Origin of the sequence: Pseudomonas sp. TH21, assembly GCF_016651025.1 — a bacterium.
Classification (GTDB): Bacteria; Pseudomonadota; Gammaproteobacteria; order Pseudomonadales; family Pseudomonadaceae; genus Aquipseudomonas; species Aquipseudomonas aylmerensis.
The window spans coordinates 5569321-5587703 of the sequence record NZ_JAEKEQ010000001.1; the positions used below are offsets into that span (position 1 = coordinate 5569321).

The 18383-nt window shown below is 61.6% G+C and carries 18 protein-coding genes and 2 pseudogenes; 6 read left to right on the forward strand and 14 right to left on the reverse strand.

The window, feature by feature from the left end; all coding sequences use genetic code 11:
• Positions 1–232: 232 nt before the first annotated feature.
• The 6 genes from JFU04_RS24675 to rplU form a co-directional block, all read right to left on the reverse strand.
• Positions 233–715 carry a glutathione peroxidase gene (locus tag JFU04_RS24675; RefSeq protein WP_065908472.1) on the reverse strand — a complete coding sequence of 161 codons (483 nt, stop codon included), beginning with the start codon at positions 713–715 and terminating at the stop codon, positions 233–235.
• 101 nt (positions 716–816) lie between these two features.
• The gene (locus JFU04_RS24680) at positions 817–1281 is read right to left on the reverse strand and encodes a CreA family protein (protein ID WP_048722903.1); all 465 of its coding nucleotides are present in this window, start codon (positions 1279–1281) and stop codon (positions 817–819) included.
• A gap of 15 nt (positions 1282–1296) precedes the next feature.
• The gene (gene proB / locus JFU04_RS24685; protein WP_005791305.1) at positions 1297–2415 is read right to left on the reverse strand and encodes a glutamate 5-kinase; all 1119 of its coding nucleotides are present in this window, start codon (positions 2413–2415) and stop codon (positions 1297–1299) included.
• 111 nt (positions 2416–2526) lie between these two features.
• Positions 2527–3750 (reverse strand): Obg family GTPase CgtA, encoded by a 1224-nt coding sequence (cgtA, locus tag JFU04_RS24690; protein ID WP_010206489.1) that lies wholly within the window; start codon positions 3748–3750, stop codon positions 2527–2529.
• Between the two features lie 194 nt (positions 3751–3944).
• Positions 3945–4202: a 50S ribosomal protein L27 gene (gene rpmA, locus JFU04_RS24695; RefSeq protein WP_003205738.1), complete on the reverse strand. Its 258-nt coding sequence runs from the start codon at positions 4200–4202 to the stop codon at positions 3945–3947.
• A 34-nt stretch (positions 4203–4236) separates the two neighbouring features.
• Positions 4237–4551 carry a 50S ribosomal protein L21 gene (rplU, locus tag JFU04_RS24700; RefSeq protein WP_007950961.1) on the reverse strand — a complete coding sequence of 105 codons (315 nt, stop codon included), beginning with the start codon at positions 4549–4551 and terminating at the stop codon, positions 4237–4239.
• Positions 4552–4790: 239 nt separating this feature from the next.
• Between rplU and JFU04_RS24705 the strand changes: the two genes are divergently transcribed.
• From JFU04_RS24705 to JFU04_RS24715, 3 genes are all read left to right on the forward strand, one after another.
• Positions 4791–5759, forward strand: coding sequence for a polyprenyl synthetase family protein (locus JFU04_RS24705; RefSeq protein ID WP_065908467.1), 969 nt, complete (start codon positions 4791–4793; stop codon positions 5757–5759).
• Between the two features lie 125 nt (positions 5760–5884).
• Positions 5885–6226: a zinc ribbon domain-containing protein YjdM gene (locus JFU04_RS24710; RefSeq protein WP_073521882.1), complete on the forward strand. Its 342-nt coding sequence runs from the start codon at positions 5885–5887 to the stop codon at positions 6224–6226.
• A 159-nt stretch (positions 6227–6385) separates the two neighbouring features.
• Positions 6386–6643: a PA4570 family protein gene (locus JFU04_RS24715; RefSeq protein ID WP_003194088.1), complete on the forward strand. Its 258-nt coding sequence runs from the start codon at positions 6386–6388 to the stop codon at positions 6641–6643.
• Between the two features lie 120 nt (positions 6644–6763).
• On the opposite strand, the gene JFU04_RS24720 is transcribed toward JFU04_RS24715, so the two are convergent.
• Positions 6764–7381, reverse strand: coding sequence for an FKBP-type peptidyl-prolyl cis-trans isomerase (locus JFU04_RS24720; RefSeq protein ID WP_065908463.1), 618 nt, complete (start codon positions 7379–7381; stop codon positions 6764–6766).
• Between the two features lie 277 nt (positions 7382–7658).
• Here JFU04_RS24720 and JFU04_RS30755 point away from each other — a divergent pair.
• Together JFU04_RS30755 and JFU04_RS30760 are read left to right on the forward strand one after the other, a co-directional pair.
• Positions 7659–8723, forward strand: a pseudogene (locus JFU04_RS30755) (methyl-accepting chemotaxis protein); the annotation flags it as partial.
• A 258-nt stretch (positions 8724–8981) separates the two neighbouring features.
• A pseudogene (locus JFU04_RS30760) lies at positions 8982–9578 on the forward strand (methyl-accepting chemotaxis protein); the annotation flags it as partial.
• A 235-nt stretch (positions 9579–9813) separates the two neighbouring features.
• Here JFU04_RS30760 and JFU04_RS24730 read toward each other — a convergent pair.
• The 4 genes from JFU04_RS24730 to JFU04_RS24745 are packed head-to-tail and all read right to left on the reverse strand — an operon-like array spanning position 9814 to position 13899.
• Positions 9814–10182, reverse strand: a complete 369-nt coding sequence (locus tag JFU04_RS24730; protein WP_201145864.1) for a glyoxalase superfamily protein — start codon at positions 10180–10182, stop codon at positions 9814–9816.
• A 29-nt stretch (positions 10183–10211) separates the two neighbouring features.
• On the reverse strand, positions 10212–11675 hold the full coding sequence (locus JFU04_RS24735; protein WP_201145865.1) for an N-acyl-D-amino-acid deacylase family protein: 1464 nt from the start codon (positions 11673–11675) through the stop codon (positions 10212–10214).
• Between the two features lies 1 nt (position 11676).
• Complete coding sequence (locus tag JFU04_RS24740) at positions 11677–12537, reverse strand: MurR/RpiR family transcriptional regulator (RefSeq protein WP_065908458.1); 861 nt, start codon at positions 12535–12537, stop codon at positions 11677–11679.
• 12 nt (positions 12538–12549) lie between these two features.
• The gene (locus JFU04_RS24745) at positions 12550–13899 is read right to left on the reverse strand and encodes a GntT/GntP/DsdX family permease (protein WP_106802642.1); all 1350 of its coding nucleotides are present in this window, start codon (positions 13897–13899) and stop codon (positions 12550–12552) included.
• A 248-nt stretch (positions 13900–14147) separates the two neighbouring features.
• On the opposite strand from JFU04_RS24745, the gene JFU04_RS24750 reads away from it, so the two are divergent.
• The gene (locus JFU04_RS24750; RefSeq protein ID WP_065908454.1) at positions 14148–14528 is read left to right on the forward strand and encodes a lysozyme inhibitor LprI family protein; all 381 of its coding nucleotides are present in this window, start codon (positions 14148–14150) and stop codon (positions 14526–14528) included.
• Positions 14529–14551: 23 nt separating this feature from the next.
• Here JFU04_RS24750 and JFU04_RS24755 read toward each other — a convergent pair whose 3' ends face one another.
• The 3 genes from JFU04_RS24755 to JFU04_RS24765 form a co-directional block, all read right to left on the reverse strand.
• Positions 14552–15997, reverse strand: coding sequence for a SulP family inorganic anion transporter (locus JFU04_RS24755; RefSeq protein WP_106802641.1), 1446 nt, complete (start codon positions 15995–15997; stop codon positions 14552–14554).
• A gap of 471 nt (positions 15998–16468) precedes the next feature.
• Entirely contained in the window at positions 16469–17362 is an 894-nt protein-coding gene (locus JFU04_RS24760) for an NAD-dependent epimerase/dehydratase family protein (protein ID WP_201145866.1), read from the reverse strand.
• Positions 17363–17465: 103 nt separating this feature from the next.
• Positions 17466–18362: a LysR family transcriptional regulator gene (locus tag JFU04_RS24765; protein WP_065908448.1), complete on the reverse strand. Its 897-nt coding sequence runs from the start codon at positions 18360–18362 to the stop codon at positions 17466–17468.
• Positions 18363–18383 lie beyond the last annotated feature (21 nt).

An 18383-nucleotide genomic window follows, 5' to 3' on the forward strand; every position in this document is an offset into this window, starting at 1 on the left:
GCCCCAATCAAGTCAGCGCAGTTTTTCAGAGACTCCGAGGTGGAGGGTTTTGGGGCTGCTGCGCAGCCCAACGCGGGGCAAGCCCGCTCGCCACATAAAGCATGCTAGCCACAACAAGCCTGCTCACCCCATCAAGCCTGCTAGCCACAACAAGCCTGCTCACCCATCAAGCCTGCTAGCCACAATAAGCCCACTCACCACAAAAAGCCGCTCTTCGAAGCCAGCCCGGTGTTCAAGCCAGGGCTTTTTCGATGGCCTGGATGATCGACGGGTCTTCCGGGGGGGTACGTGGCGAGAAACGCGCCAGGACCCGACCGTCTTTACCGAGCAGGAATTTCTCGAAATTCCAGGTGATATCCCCAGGAAACTCGGCGCCCTCACCCGCCAGCAGGCGGTACAGCTGGTGACGCTCAGGGCCGTTCACATCGAGCTTGCTGCCCAGCGGGAACGTCACGCCATAGTTGAGGCTGCAGAACTCGCGGATTTCATCCTCGGTGCCCGGTTCCTGGCCTGCAAACTGGTTGCAAGGCAAGCCCAGCACGGTGAACCCCTGGTCCTTGTACTGCTGGTAGAGGTTCTCCAACGCCGCGTATTGCGGGGTCAAGCCACATTTGGAGGCGACGTTGACCACCAGCACGACTTGCCCCTTGAAGGGCGCCAGCGGCAGCTCTTGTCCGTCCAACGCTTTGAGTTTCAGGTCGTGGAAAGCACTCATGACGAACTCCAGATATCCCATGTTCTTCGCATTGCGACGTATCGAGATTACAACCCGCAAGCCTGCAATCATAGACGCCGATTACAAAACTCGCCTGCGGATTACTGAGCGGTCGGCCACGGCAAAATTGGAATCGCCGTGACCGCGTTCTGCGGGCTGCCTTCGATCAGGCGGTCGCTGTAGACCAGGTACACCAGGGTGTTGCGCTTCTTGTCGAGAAAGCGCACGACCTGCATGGTCTTGAACACCAACGAGGTGCGTTCCTTGAAGACCTCGTCGCCGTCCTTGAGTTCGCCCTTGAAGCGGATCGGGCCGACCTGGCGGCAGGCAATCGAAGCTTCGGCGCGGTCTTCGGCCAGGCCCAGGCCGCCCTTGACGCCGCCGGTCTTGGCACGCGACAGGTAGCAGGTCACGCCGTCGACCTTGGGGTCATCAAACGCTTCGACCACGATCCGATCGTTGGGGCCGACAAACTTGAACACCGTCGACACCTGGCCGATCTCTTCAGCCGAAGCCAGCAACGGCATGGCCAGCAGCAGGCCGAGCAATCCCTTCATTAAACGCATCGTGTATTCCTTTGGTTAAACCAGGATCAGGTTATCGCGGTGCACCAGTTCCGGTTCCGCCATGTAACCCAGGAGTCCGACAATCGCATCAGACGATTGTCCGATAATTTTCTGCGCTTCCAGGGCGCTGTAGTTGGCCAGGCCACGGGCGATCTCACGACCATCCGGCGCCACGCACACCACCATTTCGCCACGGCGGAAGCTGCCCTGGACCAACTTGACGCCGACTGGCAGCAGGCTCTTGTTGCCTTGGGACAACGCCGATACCGCGCCTTCATCCAGCACCAGGGTGCCACGGGTTTGCAGATGACCGGCCAGCCACTGTTTGCGCGCCGCCAGCATGCCGCGTTCCGGCGACAGCAGCGTACCGATGCGCTCACCGGCCTTGAGGCGATCCAGCACGCGCTCCAGGCGCCCGCCAACGATGATCGTGTGGGCGCCGGAGCGTGCGGCCAAACGGGCTGCGCGCAGCTTGGTCTGCATGCCGCCACGGCCCAATGCACCGCCGACGCTGCCGGCCACGGCGTCCAGGGCCGGGTCATCGGCACGCGCTTCATAAATAAGCTGGGCATCGGGGTTGTTGCGTGGGTCGGCGTCGAACATGCCGTCGCGGTCGGTGAGGATCACCAGCAGGTCGGCTTCCACCAGGTTGGCCACCAGGGCGGCCAGGGTGTCGTTGTCGCCGAAACGGATTTCGTCGGTGACCACGGTGTCGTTTTCGTTGATCACCGGGATGACCTTGAGCTCCACCAGCGCGCGCAAGGTGCTGCGGGCATTGAGATAGCGCTTGCGGTCGGACAGGTCGTCGTGGGTCAGCAGGATCTGCGCCGTGTGGCGGCCGTGCTCGGCAAAGCTGGACTCCCAGGCTTGCACCAGGCCCATCTGGCCGATGGCGGCGGCGGCTTGCAGTTCGTGCATCGCGCTGGGTCGCGCGGTCCAGCCGAGGCGGCTCATCCCGGCGGCAACCGCCCCGGACGACACCAGCACCAACTCCACGCCCGCCTCATGCAAGGCCACCATCTGCTCGACCCAGACGCTCATGGCTGCGCGATCCAGCCCCTTGCCGTCTGCCGTCAGCAGCGCACTTCCGATCTTTACGACCCAGCGCTGCGCACCTGTCACTTTGCTCCGCATCTTCTTCAACCTTAGAGTGAGGGCTGCACGCGACCCAGCGCCGCCCATAACGTTATACCCGGATACCAAAACGCCGCTCCAGGGAGCGGCGTTCAAGTTTATCGCAACGGATCAGTCACGCACGTAAATGATTTCCGGACCGTCTTCATCATCCACGTCTTCTTCGTCCCAATCATCGTCGCCGATGTCATGGACCGACTTCACGCCACTGCGGCGCAGGGCACGCTGGTCATCCAGGGCCTGCAGCTGGGCGCGGGCTTCGTCTTCGATGCGCTGGTCGAGTTCGGCCAGTTCGGCCTTGAACACCGGATCGGCCGCCAGGCGGTCGGCACGGTCTTCGAGGTAGCGCATGATGTCGCGGGTCAGGCGCTCGGTGCCTTCTTTGGCGATGGCCGAGATCACGTAGACCGGACCTTCCCACTCCAGGCGATCGACGATTTCCTTGACGCGCTCCTCGTGTTCTTCTTCGAGGATCTGGTCGCACTTGTTCAGCACCAGCCAGCGATCACGCTCAGCCAGGGACGGGCTGAACTTGGTCAGCTCGCTGACGATCACTTCGGCGGCGTCCGGTGCGCTGGTGTCATCCAGCGGCGCCATGTCGACGAGGTGCAGCAGCAAACGGGTACGCGACAAGTGCTTGAGGAAGCGAATCCCCAGGCCAGCACCATCGGAAGCGCCTTCGATCAGGCCGGGAATGTCGGCGATCACGAAGCTTTTCCAGCGGTCGACGCTGACCACACCCAGGTTCGGCACCAGGGTGGTGAACGGGTAGTCGGCGACTTTCGGCTTGGCGGCCGAGACCGAGCGGATGAAGGTACTCTTGCCGGCATTCGGCAGGCCCAGCAGGCCCACGTCGGCGAGTACTTTCATTTCCAGCTTGAGGTCACGCTGCTCGCCTGGCTTGCCTGGCGTGGTCTGGCGCGGTGCACGGTTGGTACTGGACTTGAATCGGGTGTTACCCAGACCGTGCCAGCCGCCCTGCACTACCATCAACTTCTGGCCGGCCTTGGTCAGGTCGCCAATCACTTCCTGGGTCGCGGAGTCGATAATGGTGGTGCCGACCGGTACGCGCAGTACCAGGTCTTCGCCTTTCTTGCCGGTGCAGTCGGTGCTGCCGCCGTTGGAGCCACGCTCGGCATCGAAGTGCCGGGTGTAACGGTAGTCGACCAGGGTGTTGAGGTTTTCGTCGGCCATCATGTAGATGGAACCGCCGTCACCGCCGTCACCGCCGTTTGGACCACCGTTTTCGATGAATTTTTCGCGACGGAAACTCATGCAACCGTTACCGCCGTCGCCTGCTTTTACTCGGATGGAAACTTCATCAACGAACTTCATAACAAAACGCCTCTCGCCGCACGGACGAGCTTAAAAAACCAAGACATAAGACTCTTGCAAAAATGAGCGCAGCGACCTCAAGCAACGACCACACATCCAGCTGCTCTCGCCCATTACAAACAGCTTTGCAAGAGACTCACCCCACAAACGAAAAAGCCCCGTCGCAAGACAGGGCTTTTCCAGCGGTCTCGCAATTAAGCTGCGATAACGCTTACGTAACGACGACCGAAGGCGCCTTTTACTTCGAACTTGATCACGCCTTCGACTTTAGCGAAGAGGGTGTGATCTTTACCCATACCAACGCCGTAGCCAGCGTGGAATTGGGTGCCGCGCTGACGCACGATGATGTTGCCCGCTTTGATAGCCTGGCCGCCATACATCTTCACGCCAAGGCGTTTGGCTTCTGAGTCGCGACCGTTACGGGTACTACCACCAGCTTTTTTGTGTGCCATGAGTCAATTCTCCTAGTGAGGAATTAGGCTGAAATTAAGCCTGAATACCGGTGATTTTGATCTCGGTGTACCACTGGCGGTGGCCCATACGCTTCATGTGGTGCTTACGACGACGGAACTTGATGATGCGGACTTTATCGTGACGACCTTGGGAGATCACTTCAGCCACAACGGTAGCGCCAGCAACAACTGGAGCGCCGATGTTCACGTCATCGCCATTGGCGACCAACAGAACGCGATCAAAAGTAACGGATTCGCCGGTAGCGACTTCCAGTTTTTCGATCTTCAGGTATTCACCTGGGGCGACCTTGTATTGCTTGCCACCAGTAACAATTACTGCGTACGACATGGTATTTCTCCGATAATCCTGCTCACCCAGCGCTTTATAAGAAGAGGTATTGGCTGGCATGGCTGCATGGGATGGACGTCCCGAATGCAATTGCGTAAGGCAGGTGCTGCCCAGGAAGTTCAGGGTGCGCGATTGTACGCAAGGCTTTGATACGTTGCAAGTGGCCGCCTATCGCGCCTTGACACCCGGGGGTCAGGGTCCTAGCATGCCGCGCAACCCTTCTGGAGCGACTGTCGCTGATGCAACCCCAAGCTTTCTACCGCGCGGTCGCGGACGATTTTAGCGCCGTCGACGGCATCATCAAGCAGCAGCTGACGTCTAAAGTGCCGCTGGTCTCCAAAATTGGCGACTATATTACGTCGGCGGGCGGTAAGCGCCTGCGTCCTTTATTAGTGTTGCTGTGCGGCAAGGCCCTGGGTCGCGAAGGCGATGACGTGCGCCTGCTGGCCGCCACTATCGAGTTCCTGCACACCGCCACCCTGCTGCATGACGACGTGGTCGACATGTCCGGCATGCGCCGTGGCCGTGAGACCGCCAATGCGATGTGGGGCAACGCCCCGAGCGTGCTGGTGGGCGACTTCCTGTACTCGCGCTCGTTCGAAATGATGGTCGAGCTGGGCTCGATGCCGGTGATGAAGATTCTTTCACAGGCCACGCGCATCATCGCCGAAGGCGAAGTGTTGCAGCTGTCCAAGGTCCGCGACGCCAGCACCACCGAAGAAACCTATATGGAAGTGATTCGCGGCAAGACCGCGATGCTCTTCGAAGCCTCGACCCACAGCGCCGCCGCCCTGTGTGGCGCGACGGCCGAACAGGCCGAAGCCCTGCGCACCTTCGGGGATCACCTGGGCGTGGCGTTCCAGCTGGTCGACGACCTGCTCGACTACAAGGGCGACGCCGAGACCCTGGGCAAGAACGTCGGTGACGACCTGGCCGAGGGCAAGCCGACCTTGCCGCTGATCTACACCATGCGCGAAGGCACGCCGGAACAGGCCGCCCTGGTGCGCAAAGCGATCCAGAAAGGCGGGATCGAGGACCTGGAGGCCATCCGCGTCGCCGTGGAGGCCTCCGGTTCCCTCGAGTACACCGCGCAATTGGCGCGTGACTACGTGGCCCGTGCGATCAAATGCCTGGAAGCCCTTCCGGCCAGCGAATACCGGGATGCCCTGGTTGAGCTGAGTGAGTTTGCGGTCGCGCGGACGCACTGATTGCGCCGCACTTGATGTGGGAGCCGGCTTGCCTGCTCCCACATTAAGACCACATCGCCCCCTCCCCCTACAAATCCCTATATAATGTGCGACTTTTAGCCATCCCTGACTTTCAAGGAGCTTTAGTGAGCACGTTGCCACCCTGCCCGAAATGCAATTCCGAATACACCTACGAAGACGGCGCCCAGCTGGTCTGCCCGGAATGCGCCCATGAGTGGTCCGCCAATGGCGAGGCCGAAGTGGCGGGCGATGAAACCGTGAAGAAAGACTCTGTGGGCAACGTCCTGCAGGACGGCGACACCATCACCGTGATCAAGGACCTCAAGGTCAAGGGCACGTCCCTGGTGGTCAAGGTCGGCACCAAGGTCAAGAACATCCGCCTGTGCGACGGCGACCACGATATCGATTGCAAGATCGACGGCATTGGCCCGATGAAACTCAAGTCCGAGTTCGTGCGCAAAGTCTGAATCTGCTGCCCCCATCCCGCGCCCGCCGCGGGATGGCGTTTCGCCCTCTGCGTTGATCGAACGCAATATCCACACAGAAAAACCCGGAAACCGCCAATAGGCACTTGCTATTCTACGAATAAGAATTATTCTCATTGAAACTCATCAAGGAGAACGACCATGACTTATTTGATAGATGCCTGGCTGGATCGTCCACACCCTTACCTGCGGATCCTGCATCGGGAAACCGGCGAAGTCTGTGCAGTGCTGGAAGAAGAGGCACTCAATGAACTGCAGGACCAGGGCGACCTGGACGTGAATGGCCTGAGTTCGAGTGAACCCGGTGTACTCAAGGAAGTGGTGCGCAATCTGTTTCTGTTCTGCTATGCCCGAGCATTGCGCCCGGCCACGGAACTCAATGGCAAGTTCCATCCATGAACCAGCCAACACACAGGCCCTGTGTGGCAGCTGGCTTGCCGGCGATGTCTTCCACTCGATAACAGCTCGGATCGAGTCGTCTGCATCGCGGGCAAGCCCGGCTCCCACATGAAGCAGGTCTTACAGAACGTCGAGCAGCTCGACGTCGAACACCAGAACGCTGTGCGGCGGGATGCTGCCAACGCCTTGAGCGCCGTAAGCCAGTTCGCTCGGCACGTACAGGCGCCATTTGCTGCCGGCATTCATCAGTTGCAGGGCTTCGGTCCAGCCGGCGATCACGCCACCCACCGGGAATTCTGCAGGCTGGCCGCGCTCGTAGGAGCTGTCGAACACCGTGCCGTCGATCAACGTGCCGTGGTAGTGAGTACGCACTTGGTCTTCACGGGTCGGCTTGGCGCCGTCACCTTGGGTCAACACTTCAAATTGCAGGCCGGAAGCCAGGGTGGTGATGCCGTCACGCTTGGCGTTTTCCGCCAGGAATGCCAGGCCGGCACCTGCAGCGGCTTCAGCCTTGGCAGCGGCTTCGGCTTGCATGATTTCGCGGATGACTTTGAAGCTCGCAGCCATTTGCTCCTGGTCAACGCGGCTTGGCTTGCCGGCGAACGCGTCGGTCAGGCCAGCCAGGATTGCGTCCAGGCTGACGCCCGGTGGCGGGTTGTCGCGCAGTTGGTCGCCCAACTGACGGCCGATACCGTAGCTGACGCGGGTTTCGTCGGTGGACAGATTAACTTCGGACATGAAGAGGCTCCGCTGTAGGGCAGGGCTGAAAACACTGTTTTCCTGCACTGCCCGAAACTAAAAGGGCCAGCAGACTAGCACAGAATGTCAGTCCGGGATCAGCCGCGCGCAGCCCGCCGACCGAGCGCCGCTGGTCGGTTATGCGGCGGCGGTGCCTATCGGCTTACGAATAAAGGTTCAGATTCCTTGCCCCCCGCCGATACAGCCCTACACAACTTGGCTGGCTCAAAGAACAACACCGTCCAGCAGACAGACATCAATTTTTGCGGAGCATTCGATGAACAGCTGGTTCGGCAACATTAGCGTCAATCTCAAACTCGGCCTGGGCTTCGGCCTGGTGCTGGTCCTCACGTCAATCCTGGCCCTGACCGGCTGGACCAGCCTGGGCGGCCTGATCGACCGCAGCAACTGGATGAGCGACATCACCCAGCTCAATGCGTCGCTGACCAAGCTGCGGATCGTGCGCCTGCAGTACATGCTCGCCAACGGCGACGAAGCCGTGGCCCAGAACGTACAGACCAACCTGGACGCGTTCACGGCTCAACAGCAGAAACTGCTGGACAGCTTCAAGAGCCCGGAAAACCGCAAGCTGCTCACCGAGCAGAAAAACATCATCACCGCCTACCAGCAGTCGTTGAACAAAATGCGCGAGGCCTACCGAAACGGCAATGCCTCTCGCCAGCTGATGGGCGAAAAGGCCGACATCGCCAATGCACAAATCAACGCGCTGGAAACCAGCGTGAAGCAAGCCCCGGACAGCTCCGAGCACCTTGCACAGTTCCAGGCCGTCGCCGATGCCAAGATGCAATTCCAGTTGGCCCGCTATGAAGTGCGCGGCTATACCGGCAACGTCAACGCGGAGACCGAAGCCCGCGCCGCCGCACAAATCGAAAAAGCCATCAACGGCCTGAAGGGCCTCAGCGCTGTTTTCGGTGCCGGCCAGCAAAGCGCGTTGAGCGCGCTGGAAACCGCCCTGGGCGACTACCGCAGCGCCGTGCAGAACTACAAGGCTGCCAACGCCAACATCGTCGCCGCCCGCGCCGAAATGACCACCCAAGGCGCCGACATTGTCACCATCAGCGACAAGCTGTACGACATCCAGCTGGATCGCCGTGACGCCGAAAGCGCCCAGGCCCGCAGCCTGCAATTGATCAGCACGTTGCTGGCGCTGCTGGTCGGTGTCATTGCCGCCCTGGTGATCACCCGCCAGATCACCCGCCCCTTGCAGGAAACCCTGGCCGTGGTGGAGCGCATCGCTTCCGGCGACCTGAGCCACAACATCCAGGTGACCCGCCGCGATGAACTCGGCGTGTTGCAACAAGGCATCCAGCGCATGGGCACGACCCTGCGCGAGCTGATCAGCGGCATTCGTGATGGCGTCACCCAGATCGCCAGCGCCGCCGAAGAGCTGTCGGCCGTAACCGAGCAGACCAGCGCCGGCGTCAACAGCCAGAAGATCGAGACCGACCAGGTCGCCACCGCGATGCATGAAATGACCGCCACCGTGCAGGAAGTGGCGCGCAACGCCGAGCAAGCCTCCCAGGCGGCTTCCGAAGCCGACGGCCAGGCCCGCGAAGGCGACAAGGTCGTGGCGGAAGCCATCGCCCAGATCGAGCGCCTGGCCACCGAAGTAGCGCGCTCCACCGACGCGATGACGCACCTGCAGCAAGAGAGCAACAAGATTGGCAGCGTAATGGACGTGATCAAGGCCGTAGCCGAACAGACCAACCTGCTCGCCCTCAACGCCGCGATTGAAGCGGCGCGTGCCGGTGAAGCCGGTCGCGGCTTTGCCGTGGTGGCCGATGAAGTGCGTGGCCTGGCCCAGCGCACACAGAAATCCACCGAGGAAATCGAAGGCCTGGTGGCCGGTTTGCAGAACGGCACCCAGCAAGTCGCCAATGTGATGAACAACAGCCGCAGCCTCACCGACAGCAGCGTCGAGCTGACGCGCAAGGCCGGTGTGTCGCTGGAGAACATCACCCGCACGGTGTCGAATATCCAGTCGATGAACCAGCAGATCGCCGCCGCCGCCGAACAGCAGAGCGCCGTTGCGGAAGAGATCAGCCGCAGCATTGTCAACGTGCGTGATGTGTCGGAGCAGACTGCAACGGCGAGCGACGAGACGGCCAAGTCCAGCGTTGAGCTGGCGCGTTTGGGCAGCCAATTGCAGCAGATGGTCAGTCACTTCCGGGTTTAAGCAACAAAAAGCCGCCCCCGGTTTAAGCCGAGGCGGCTCCACTTCTCAGACCTTACAGGTCATCGAAGCTGTCCCGCAGGAATGTCCACACGTGATTAGTGGCGTGATTACATAACCGGCCTAGTATCCGTCTGCGGGTCGATTGCGTCTTTTTAGATAGCACCCCCAGCCACTCACTGGGATTGCAAAAAAAACCGCCTACCCAGGCGGTTTTTTATTGCCTGCGATTGACCGATCAGCCCTCGCCTTCCTCGACAAACACCAGCCGATTGCCAAATGGGTCGCCGATGCTCATCTCCCGCGAGCCCCAAGGCGTTGCTTCAACCCCAGGCTTGGCATACCGATAACCCTTGGCCAGCAATTGCTGCTGGTACGCGTCCACGCCCTGCGCCTGAATCCGCACCGCCGAGCCGGGCGAAGCATCGCCGTGGTGTTCGGACAGATGCAGCACGCAGTCGCCCAACGACACCTGCAAATACAGCGGGAAATTCGCTTCGAAGCGATGCTGCCAATCCACCTTGAACCCGAGGAAATCGACGTAAAACTCCAACGCCTTGGCCTCGTCGAAGATCCGCAGGATGGGGGTGACTTTTCCTAAGTGCATTGCGCTCGCTCCGTGTATGAGATCGCCCACTATAGAGACGAAAACCCGCCGCGCAAATCCCCGCTGCGCGCCAAAAACCGTCCCGGCCGCTGACCATTGGCCTGCCCGTCGCTGTAGCTCAGCACGCCATTGACCCACACACCGTCAATGCCCTCGGCGGCACGTTGCGGGGCTTTGAAGTCCGCCACATCGCGCACCCGCAGGGGATCGAACAACACCAGGTCAGCCCAATACCCTTCACGGATTTCACCGCGCTCAGCCAGGCCAAAACGCGCCGCCGACAACCCGGTCATTTTGTGCACCGCCGTGTGCAGTGGAAACAACCCCACGTCACGGCTGAAATGCCCCAGCACCCGTGGAAACGCGCCCCATAAACGCGGGTGCGGAAACGGGTCTTCGGGCAAGCCGTCCGACCCCACCATCGACAGCGGATGCGCAAGGATGCGTCGTACATCCGCTTCATCCATCCCGTAGTACACCGCCCCTGCCGGTTGCAGGCGACGCGCCGCGTCCATCAGCGAAACGTCCCACTCGGCAGCGATGTCCTGCAAGTCACGCCCGCCCATCTCCGGATGCGGCGTGGACCAGGTGATGGTGATGCGAAACGCATCGGTGACTTGCTTGAGGTCCAGGGTCGAAGAACTCGCCGCATAGGGATAACAATCACAGCCGACCGGGTGGGTTTTCGCCGCCAACTCCAGCGCCGCCAACAGCTGTGGACTACGCCCCCAGTTACCGGCACCGGCGCATTTGAGGTGGGAAATGATCACCGGCGCCTTGGCATGCCGGCCGATCAGGAAAGCCTCGTCCATCGCCTCCAGCACCGGCTCGAATTCGCTGCGCAGATGGGTGGTGTACACCGCACCGAAGGCCGTCAGTTCTTCACTCAGTTGCAGCACTTCATCGGTCTCGGCATCGAACGCACTGGCGTAGGCCAGGCCTGTGGATAAGCCCAGCGCGCCGGCTTCGAGACTTTCCTGCAACTGCGCCCGCATGTGCGCGATTTCACCGGGCGTGGCGGTGCGGTGCAGATCGTCCATATGGTTGCTGCGCAGCGCCGTGTGGCCGATCAGCGCGGCGACGTTGACGGCCGGGTGAGCGTTTTCGACCGCCAGGCGGTAATCGATAAAACGCGGATAGGCGAAGGCTTCACGCGTGCCCAACAGGTTCATCGGGTCCGGCGGGGCGCCGCGCAGGCTCACCGGCGACGCACTGATGCCACAGTTGCCGACGATCACCGTGGTCACACCCTGGCTGAGCTTGGGCAGCATCTGCGGATGGCGGATCACCACCGTGTCATCGTGGGTGTGCACGTCGATGAAACCCGGTGCCAGCACCCGGCCCGCGGCCTCGATTTCATGCTCGGCGTGTGCTGCCGACAAATCGCCGATCGTTTCGATGCGCCCGTCGCGCAGCCCCACATCGGCAACATAGCCTTCGGTGTTGCTGCCATCGATGATCAGCGCCTGGCGAATCAGCGTGTCGTACTTCATATCAGTCTCCAAGCGGCAGGCTGTCAGGGCCGCCGCGATAATCGTCCAGGGCCAGCTTGATCCGGCGCAGGCGTTCCTGGTTGTCGTCCGGCATGGCCAGCGCCAGCTCGGTGGCGAGCAGGTCGATGGCCAGCAGCATTCCGTAGCGCGCCGCCGTAGGTTTGTAGATAAAACTGGTTTCGGCCGGTTGCAGCGGCAGCAGGACATCCGCCAATTCGGCCAGCGGAGAATCGGCCAGGGTGATAGCGACAATGCGCGCGTCGTAGTTGCGCGCCAGCTTCACCACCTCCAGCAACTCGGGCGTGAGGCCGGTCAGCGAGCAGACGATCAGTGCCTGTTCGGGCCCCAGCGTCGCGGCCGTGACCCGCATCATCACCGGGTCGTGGCTGGCAGCAATCGGGTACCCCAGGCGCACCAGGCGCACCTGCAACTCGTCGCTGCACAGGCTCGACGGGCCGCCCATGCCGAAGGCGTGAATCATCCGCGCCTTGCCGAGCAGGTTGACCGCATCGACAAAACTCGCCTGGTTGAACCCCGACAAATGCTGACGCAACGTCGTTTCGATATCGCCGAGTATCTGCCGATGAAACGCCGACTGCTCGGGCAGCCCCGCCGGGTCCAGGAAGCGACTGCCGACACCACTGGCCTGGGCCAGTTGCAGGCGCAGATCGCGCAAGTCGCGACAGCCGACACTGCGCGCAAACCGCGACAAGGTTGCGGTGCTGACTTCGGCCCGCTGGGACAACTCTTCCAGGCTGGCCGACGCGGCAAATGCCACATCCTCAAGCATCAGCCTGGCGATACGCCCTTCGCCGGCGCTGAAGGAATCCTGGCGGGCGCGGATCTGGTAGAGGATGTCCATGGGGTCTCCGGGTTACAAAATGCAGGACAGACCATACGTGAGACCGAAGGCGACCACCGAAATCAGGGTCTCCAATACGGTCCAGGTCTTGAAGGTCTGGATCACCGTCATATTGAAGTATTCCTTGATCAGCCAGAAGCCGCCGTCGTTGACGTGGGAAAAGATTACCGAGCCCGCACCGGTGGCCAGCACCAGCAATTCAGGGTGTGGATAACCCATTCCCAGGGCAACCGGCGCTACCACGCCGGATGCGGTGGTCATGGCCACCGTGGCCGAACCCGTGGCAATGCGCATCAGGGCTGCAAACAGCCACCCCATCACCAGCGGCGACAACTGGAACGCATGGGCCAGGCCAAGGATTTCATTGGTGACGCCTGCATCCACGAGGATCCGGTTCAGGCCACCGCCCGCGCCCACCAGCAAGGTGATGCTCGCGGTCGGCGCCAGGCATTCATTGGTGAACTTGAGGATCGACTCGCGGTTGAAGCCTTGCGCCAGGCCCAGGGTCCAGAAGCTCACCAGGGTCGCCACCAGCAGGGCGATCACCGAGTTGCCGATAAACAACAGGAATTGGTTGAACCCGGTGCCCGGGGTGGAAATGACGTTGGCCCAACCGCCGATCATCATCAGCACCACCGGCAACAGGATGGTACCCATGGTCAGCGCAAAGCTCGGCAAGCGCTCGCGAGGCTCGCGCTCGATGAACTGGCGTTCCAGCGGGTTTTCCGCCGGCAGGTGAATACGCGGCACGATGAATTTGGCATACACAGGACCGGCGATGATCGCCGTCGGGATGCCGATGAGGATCGCGTAGAGCACGGTCTGCCCCACCGATGCGTTATAGGCCAGCACCGCCATCATCGCCGCCGGGTGCGGCGGCACCAGCGCATGCACCACCGACAAGCCGGCGACCATCGGCAGCCCGACCATCAGGATCGACACGCCCACGCGCCGTGCCACGGTAAAGGCGATCGGCACCAGCAACACAAAACCGACCTCGAAAAACAGCGGCAACCCCACCAGGAAGGCGATGCACACCATGGCCCAGTGGGCATTGCGCTCGCCGAAGCGGTTGATCAGCGTGCGCGCCACCTGCTCGGCGCCGCCGGATTCGGCCATCATCTTGCCGAGCATGGTGCCCAGCGCCACCACCAGGGCGATGTGCCCCAGCGTCTTGCCGACACCCGCCTCATAAGACCCCATGATGGTGTCCGCCGGCATCCCGGCCATCAGCGCGAGGCCGATGGACACCAGGGTGATGACGATAAACGGGTTGAGTCGGTAACGTGCAATCAGCACGATCAATGCAATGATGGCAATGGCAGCGTATGCCAATAGCCCGAAGCCCGGTAATGCGGCCATGCGGTACTCCTCGGAAAGGGTCACGTCGAATTGGTTGTGAAACTCATAAATCATTACCGAGGAGTATTTTCAAATTTTATGAAAGTAATTTTCGCCCACAGACACGTGCTGTCGCGTTGGGATATGCCCGACACGCACGCATGAAAATTCAAGGTGTGTTCTTACATGAAGATCAGCAACTGCCGGAAACTCAGGGGCGGGCGTTGAGTCATAGAATGCGCATCCACTCATGCCCAGGAAAATCGACCATGATTCGCACCTCCCTCGCCGCCGGCGCGCTGTTTCTGACCTTGTGCGGCGCTGCCTCGGCCGCCGATAACGCGGCGCTGAAAAAATGCATGGACGGCGCCAACACGACCGCCGACATGGTCGGTTGCAACGCCAAGGAAGCCAAGGTGCAGGACGATCGCCTGAACCGCGCCTACAAGACCGCCCTCGCCGCCCAGGAAGGCGCGCGCAAACAGCAGCTGCAGGACGTGCAGCGCCTGTGGATAAAATACCGCGACGCCAATTGTGCCTTCGCCGGCAGTGCCACCGGCGGCACGATCGACCAGGTCAATGGCTCCGGCTGCGTGCTGGACATGACCCAGACCCGCGCCCAGGAACTCGAAGACCTGGTCGGGCCATAACTCCCCTTGTAGAAGCCCGCAGGTTAATCGTGATGGACCTTGGCGCGCTTGAGCAGCTTCTTGCAGCGCTCGGACAAATGCAGCACCCGCAGGTGCTTGCCGGCCTTGGTGTAGCGCTCGCGCAGGGTCATCAGCGCGGCAATCGCTGAATAGTCGACAAAGCTCAGGTGACGGCAGTCCAGCGTCACCTGGGCCGGGTCGTTGGCTGGATCGAATTGGTTCAGGAATGGCGTAGTCGAGGCGAAGAACAAGGTGCCGTGCAGGCGATAGAGCTTGCTGCCGTCGGCCTCCAGGTGCTCATCGGCATACAATTCCCGCGCCTGTTGCCAGGCAAAATTCAGCGCAGCAATCACGATGCCGCACAGCACGGCGGTGGCCAGGTCGGTGAACACGGTGATCACCGTCACCGCGAGAATCACCAGCACGTCATTGAACGGCACTTTGTTGATGACCCGCAGCGACGCCCAGGCGAAGGTCTGCTGGGACACCACAAACATCACCCCCACCAGCGCCGCCAGCGGGATCCGCTCGATCAGCGGCGACAGAAACAGAATGAACAACAGGATCATCACCCCGGCAAACACCCCGGAAAAACGCCCGCGCCCGCCAGAACTGAGGTTGATCACGGTTTGCCCGATCATCGCGCAACCGCCCATGCCACCGAACAGGCCCGAGACCATATTCGCCGCCCCCAGGGCCACGCTTTCGCGGTCGGGGTAGCCCCGGCTTTCGGTGATTTCGTCGGTGAGGTTCAAGGTCAGCAGGGTTTCCAGCAGGCCGACCATGGCCATCAGGAACGCGTAGGGCGCGATGATGCCGAGGGTTTCCAGGGTCCAGGGGATCTGCGGCAGGGCAAAGGTCGGCAGGCCGCCGGCGATGTGGGCCATGTCGCCGAGGGTGCGGGTCGGCAGGCCGAGCAGGTACACCGCCAGGCCCACGCCGAGAATCGCCACCAGGGCCGGCGGCACGGCGCGCGTTATGCGCGGCAGCAGGTAGACGATGGCCATGGTCACCAGCACCAGGCCGGTCATCACATACAACGGCGTACCGCTGAGCCAGGTGTCACCGCTTTTGAAGTGTTCCAGTTGCGCCAGCGCAATAATGATCGCCAGGCCGTTGACGAACCCCAGCATCACCGGGTGCGGCACCATGCGCACCAGCTTGCCCAGGCGCAACAGGCCGAACGCGACCATGATCAGCCCGCCCAGCAGCACCGTCGCCAGCAGGTACTCCACGCCGTGCTGTACCACGAGCGCGACGATCACCACCGCCATCGAGCCCGCCGCCCCCGACACCATGCCGGGCCGGCCGCCAAACAGCGCCGTGAGGGTACAGATGATAAAGGCGCCGTAGAGGCCCATCAGCGGGTTGAGGTGGGCGACCAGGGCAAAGGCGATGCATTCGGGCAGCAACGCAAAAGACGTGGTGAGGCCGGCCAGGGCATCGGCGCGCAGGCGGGTGAGGTTCATGAGGTACCAGGGCATTGCGGGGATAAGGCCGGGAATGGTACGGAATTGAACGCGGCAGAACCAGATTTTTCAGGCAGGCAATCCCCGGTGGGGAACGGGCCGGTTGTGACAAACGGAGTCGTTCTGACAGGCACGCGTGTGTGGCGGACGGGCTTGTTGTGATAGGCAATTGTGTGTGGCAGACGGGCTTGGTGTGATAGGCAATTGTGTGTGGCGGACGCGTTCCATGTGGCGAGCGGGCTTGCCCCGCGTTGGGCTGCGAAGCAGCCCCCCCAAACCATTCAGCGCATATCTGTCGGAATATAGGCGGTGGCTGGGATGGGGCTGCTTCGCAGCCCAACGCGGGGCAAGCCCGCTCGCCACAAAAAGCCCGCCCGCCCAACTACAACTACAACTGCAGCCAGAGCCACAGCTACAGCTACAACTACAGCCATAGCTACAGCTACAGCCACAAGTTGAGCGGCAGAAAAATCAGACCATCTCGTGGCGAATCCACTCCACCACCGACGTACGCTTCGGCGCCCAGCCCAGCAGTTCACGCGCGTGTTTGCCGCGCACGCGGCTGTTGGAGCCCAGGCCATAGTTGGCCATTTCATAGCCCCACTCGGCTTCAGCCTCAGCCAATGGCCAATCCTGCGGCTGGCCCAGGTTCAGGGCGGCGGCAATCGCGGTGGTCATGTCGATAAACGCCGCCTCGCCGCTTTCCACAAAGTAGAAGGTGCCCGGCACGTTCCTGGTCAGCGCCAGCAGATACAGGGCCACCACGTCGTCAATGTGCACGTTGGACCAGATGTTCTGCCCGGTCCCCACGTGGTGCACCACGCCGCTCTTGCGGGCCTGCTTGAGCAAGCGCGGCAATTGCACGCTGTCACGCTTCACACCCAGGCTGTGCCCGTAGATCAAGGTGTTGCAGATCACCGCCGAGTTCACGCCGTCGTTGGCGGCCGCCAGGATCAGGTTGTCGATGGCCACGCGCGCAGCCTTGTCGACCGTCGGCGCCGGCAGGTTGTCTTCAAAGTAGATGACATCACTGGCCTTGCCGCCGGATGCATCACCAACAATGCTCGAACCGCTGGTGTGCAGGAATGGCTTGTTCGAACCTTTCAACGCGGCCAGCAAGGTTTCCACGGCAGCACGATGGTCGCTGCTCGCAGCGTTGATCACCGCATCGGCGCGCTTGGCCTGCTCGGTCAATACGCCGGAGTCATCCAGGGTGCCGATGACTGGGGTAATGCCCAGGGCGCTCATTTCAGCCGCTTGCTCGGCGCTGCGCACCAGGCCGGTAACGTGATGGCCGGCCTTGACCAGGCCCGTGGCGATGGAGCCGCCGATAAAACCTGCAGCGCCGGTGACGAATACGTTCATGGAGTGTGCTCCTGACTGGGTAAGTGATGGGCCCATTGTTACGGACCCCTCCCTGGCGAATAAGCCCCTGGTGCCCAATTCACTCTTGCGCGCAGGTCACGAATCAACGGGCATAGCGCGCCAATTTGGCCTGGATGAAGTCCAGGAAGCACTGGATGCGCAGCGCCAGTTGCGAGTTGCGGTAGAACACCGCGTGGATCGGCTGGCGATAACCGGTATTGAACGCTTCCAGCACCGGCACCAGGCGCCCGGCGCTGATGTCTTCCAGGGTCATGAAATTCGACAGGCAGCAAATCCCCTGCCCTGCCAACGCCAGGTGACGCAGGGTTTCGCCACTCGACGCAGCAATCCCCGGCTGGATCAGCCAGCGGTCGCCCTCCACATGGCGCAATGGCCAGTGGTTGAGGGTTTCGGTCTGGGTAAACCCCAGCAACGTGTGGTCGGCCAGCTCGGCCACCGTTGCCGGGGCGCCGTGCTGCTTGAGGTATTCAGGGCTGGCGAGGATATGCAGCGGCGACCAGCCGAGGGCGCGCGCATGCAGGGTCGAATCGGCCAGCACGCCGATGCGAATGGCGATGTCGGTGCTCTGTTCCAGCAGGTCGATGATCAAGTCATCGCTGTTCAGCTCCAGCTGGATATCCGGGTACAAACGGCGAAACTCGTCGATGTACGGCACGATCCCATGCAGCATGAACGGTACGGCAGCATTGATGCGCAGGCGCCCGGCCGGATTTTTCTGACGCGACGACAAGCGTTCTTCCAGCTCCTCCATCTGCGCCAGGATCACCTTGGCCTGCTCGAAGAAATACTTACCTTCCTCGGTCAGGTCCATGCGCCGCGTGGTGCGGTTGATCAACGTGGTGTCGAGCTTGGCTTCCAGGCGCGACAGGGTGCGGCTGACCGCCGAGGGCGTCTGCCCGACCTGCTCCGCTGCGGCGGAAATCGAACCGCACTCAATCACGCTGACGAAGATCTGGAGCTCATCGGATCGGGCTTTCACAGGCTGTCCTCTTTATCGATT

Excerpts from the sequence above, each read along its gene's own strand:
- JFU04_RS24730 (WP_201145864.1), bottom strand. The coding sequence starts at position 10,182 with ATGCACTTAGGAAAAGTCACCCCCATCCTGCGGATCTTCGACGAGGCC.
- JFU04_RS24680 (WP_048722903.1), bottom strand. The coding sequence starts at position 1,281 with ATGCGTTTAATGAAGGGATTGCTCGGCCTGCTGCTGGCCATGCCGTTG.
- JFU04_RS24760 (WP_201145866.1), bottom strand. The coding sequence starts at position 17,362 with ATGAACGTATTCGTCACCGGCGCTGCAGGTTTTATCGGCGGCTCCATC.
- cgtA (WP_010206489.1), bottom strand. The coding sequence starts at position 3,750 with ATGAAGTTCGTTGATGAAGTTTCCATCCGAGTAAAAGCAGGCGACGGC.
- JFU04_RS24750 (WP_065908454.1), top strand. The coding sequence starts at position 14,148 with ATGATTCGCACCTCCCTCGCCGCCGGCGCGCTGTTTCTGACCTTGTGC.
- JFU04_RS24675 (WP_065908472.1), bottom strand. The coding sequence starts at position 715 with ATGAGTGCTTTCCACGACCTGAAACTCAAAGCGTTGGACGGACAAGAG.
- JFU04_RS24745 (WP_106802642.1), bottom strand. The coding sequence starts at position 13,899 with ATGGCCGCATTACCGGGCTTCGGGCTATTGGCATACGCTGCCATTGCC.
- JFU04_RS24735 (WP_201145865.1), bottom strand. The coding sequence starts at position 11,675 with ATGAAGTACGACACGCTGATTCGCCAGGCGCTGATCATCGATGGCAGC.
- proB (WP_005791305.1), bottom strand. The coding sequence starts at position 2,415 with ATGCGGAGCAAAGTGACAGGTGCGCAGCGCTGGGTCGTAAAGATCGGA.
- JFU04_RS24715 (WP_003194088.1), top strand. The coding sequence starts at position 6,386 with ATGACTTATTTGATAGATGCCTGGCTGGATCGTCCACACCCTTACCTG.
- JFU04_RS24740 (WP_065908458.1), bottom strand. The coding sequence starts at position 12,537 with ATGGACATCCTCTACCAGATCCGCGCCCGCCAGGATTCCTTCAGCGCC.
- JFU04_RS24755 (WP_106802641.1), bottom strand. The coding sequence starts at position 15,997 with ATGAACCTCACCCGCCTGCGCGCCGATGCCCTGGCCGGCCTCACCACG.
- rpmA (WP_003205738.1), bottom strand. The coding sequence starts at position 4,202 with ATGGCACACAAAAAAGCTGGTGGTAGTACCCGTAACGGTCGCGACTCA.
- JFU04_RS24720 (WP_065908463.1), bottom strand. The coding sequence starts at position 7,381 with ATGTCCGAAGTTAATCTGTCCACCGACGAAACCCGCGTCAGCTACGGT.
- rplU (WP_007950961.1), bottom strand. The coding sequence starts at position 4,551 with ATGTCGTACGCAGTAATTGTTACTGGTGGCAAGCAATACAAGGTCGCC.
- JFU04_RS24705 (WP_065908467.1), top strand. The coding sequence starts at position 4,791 with ATGCAACCCCAAGCTTTCTACCGCGCGGTCGCGGACGATTTTAGCGCC.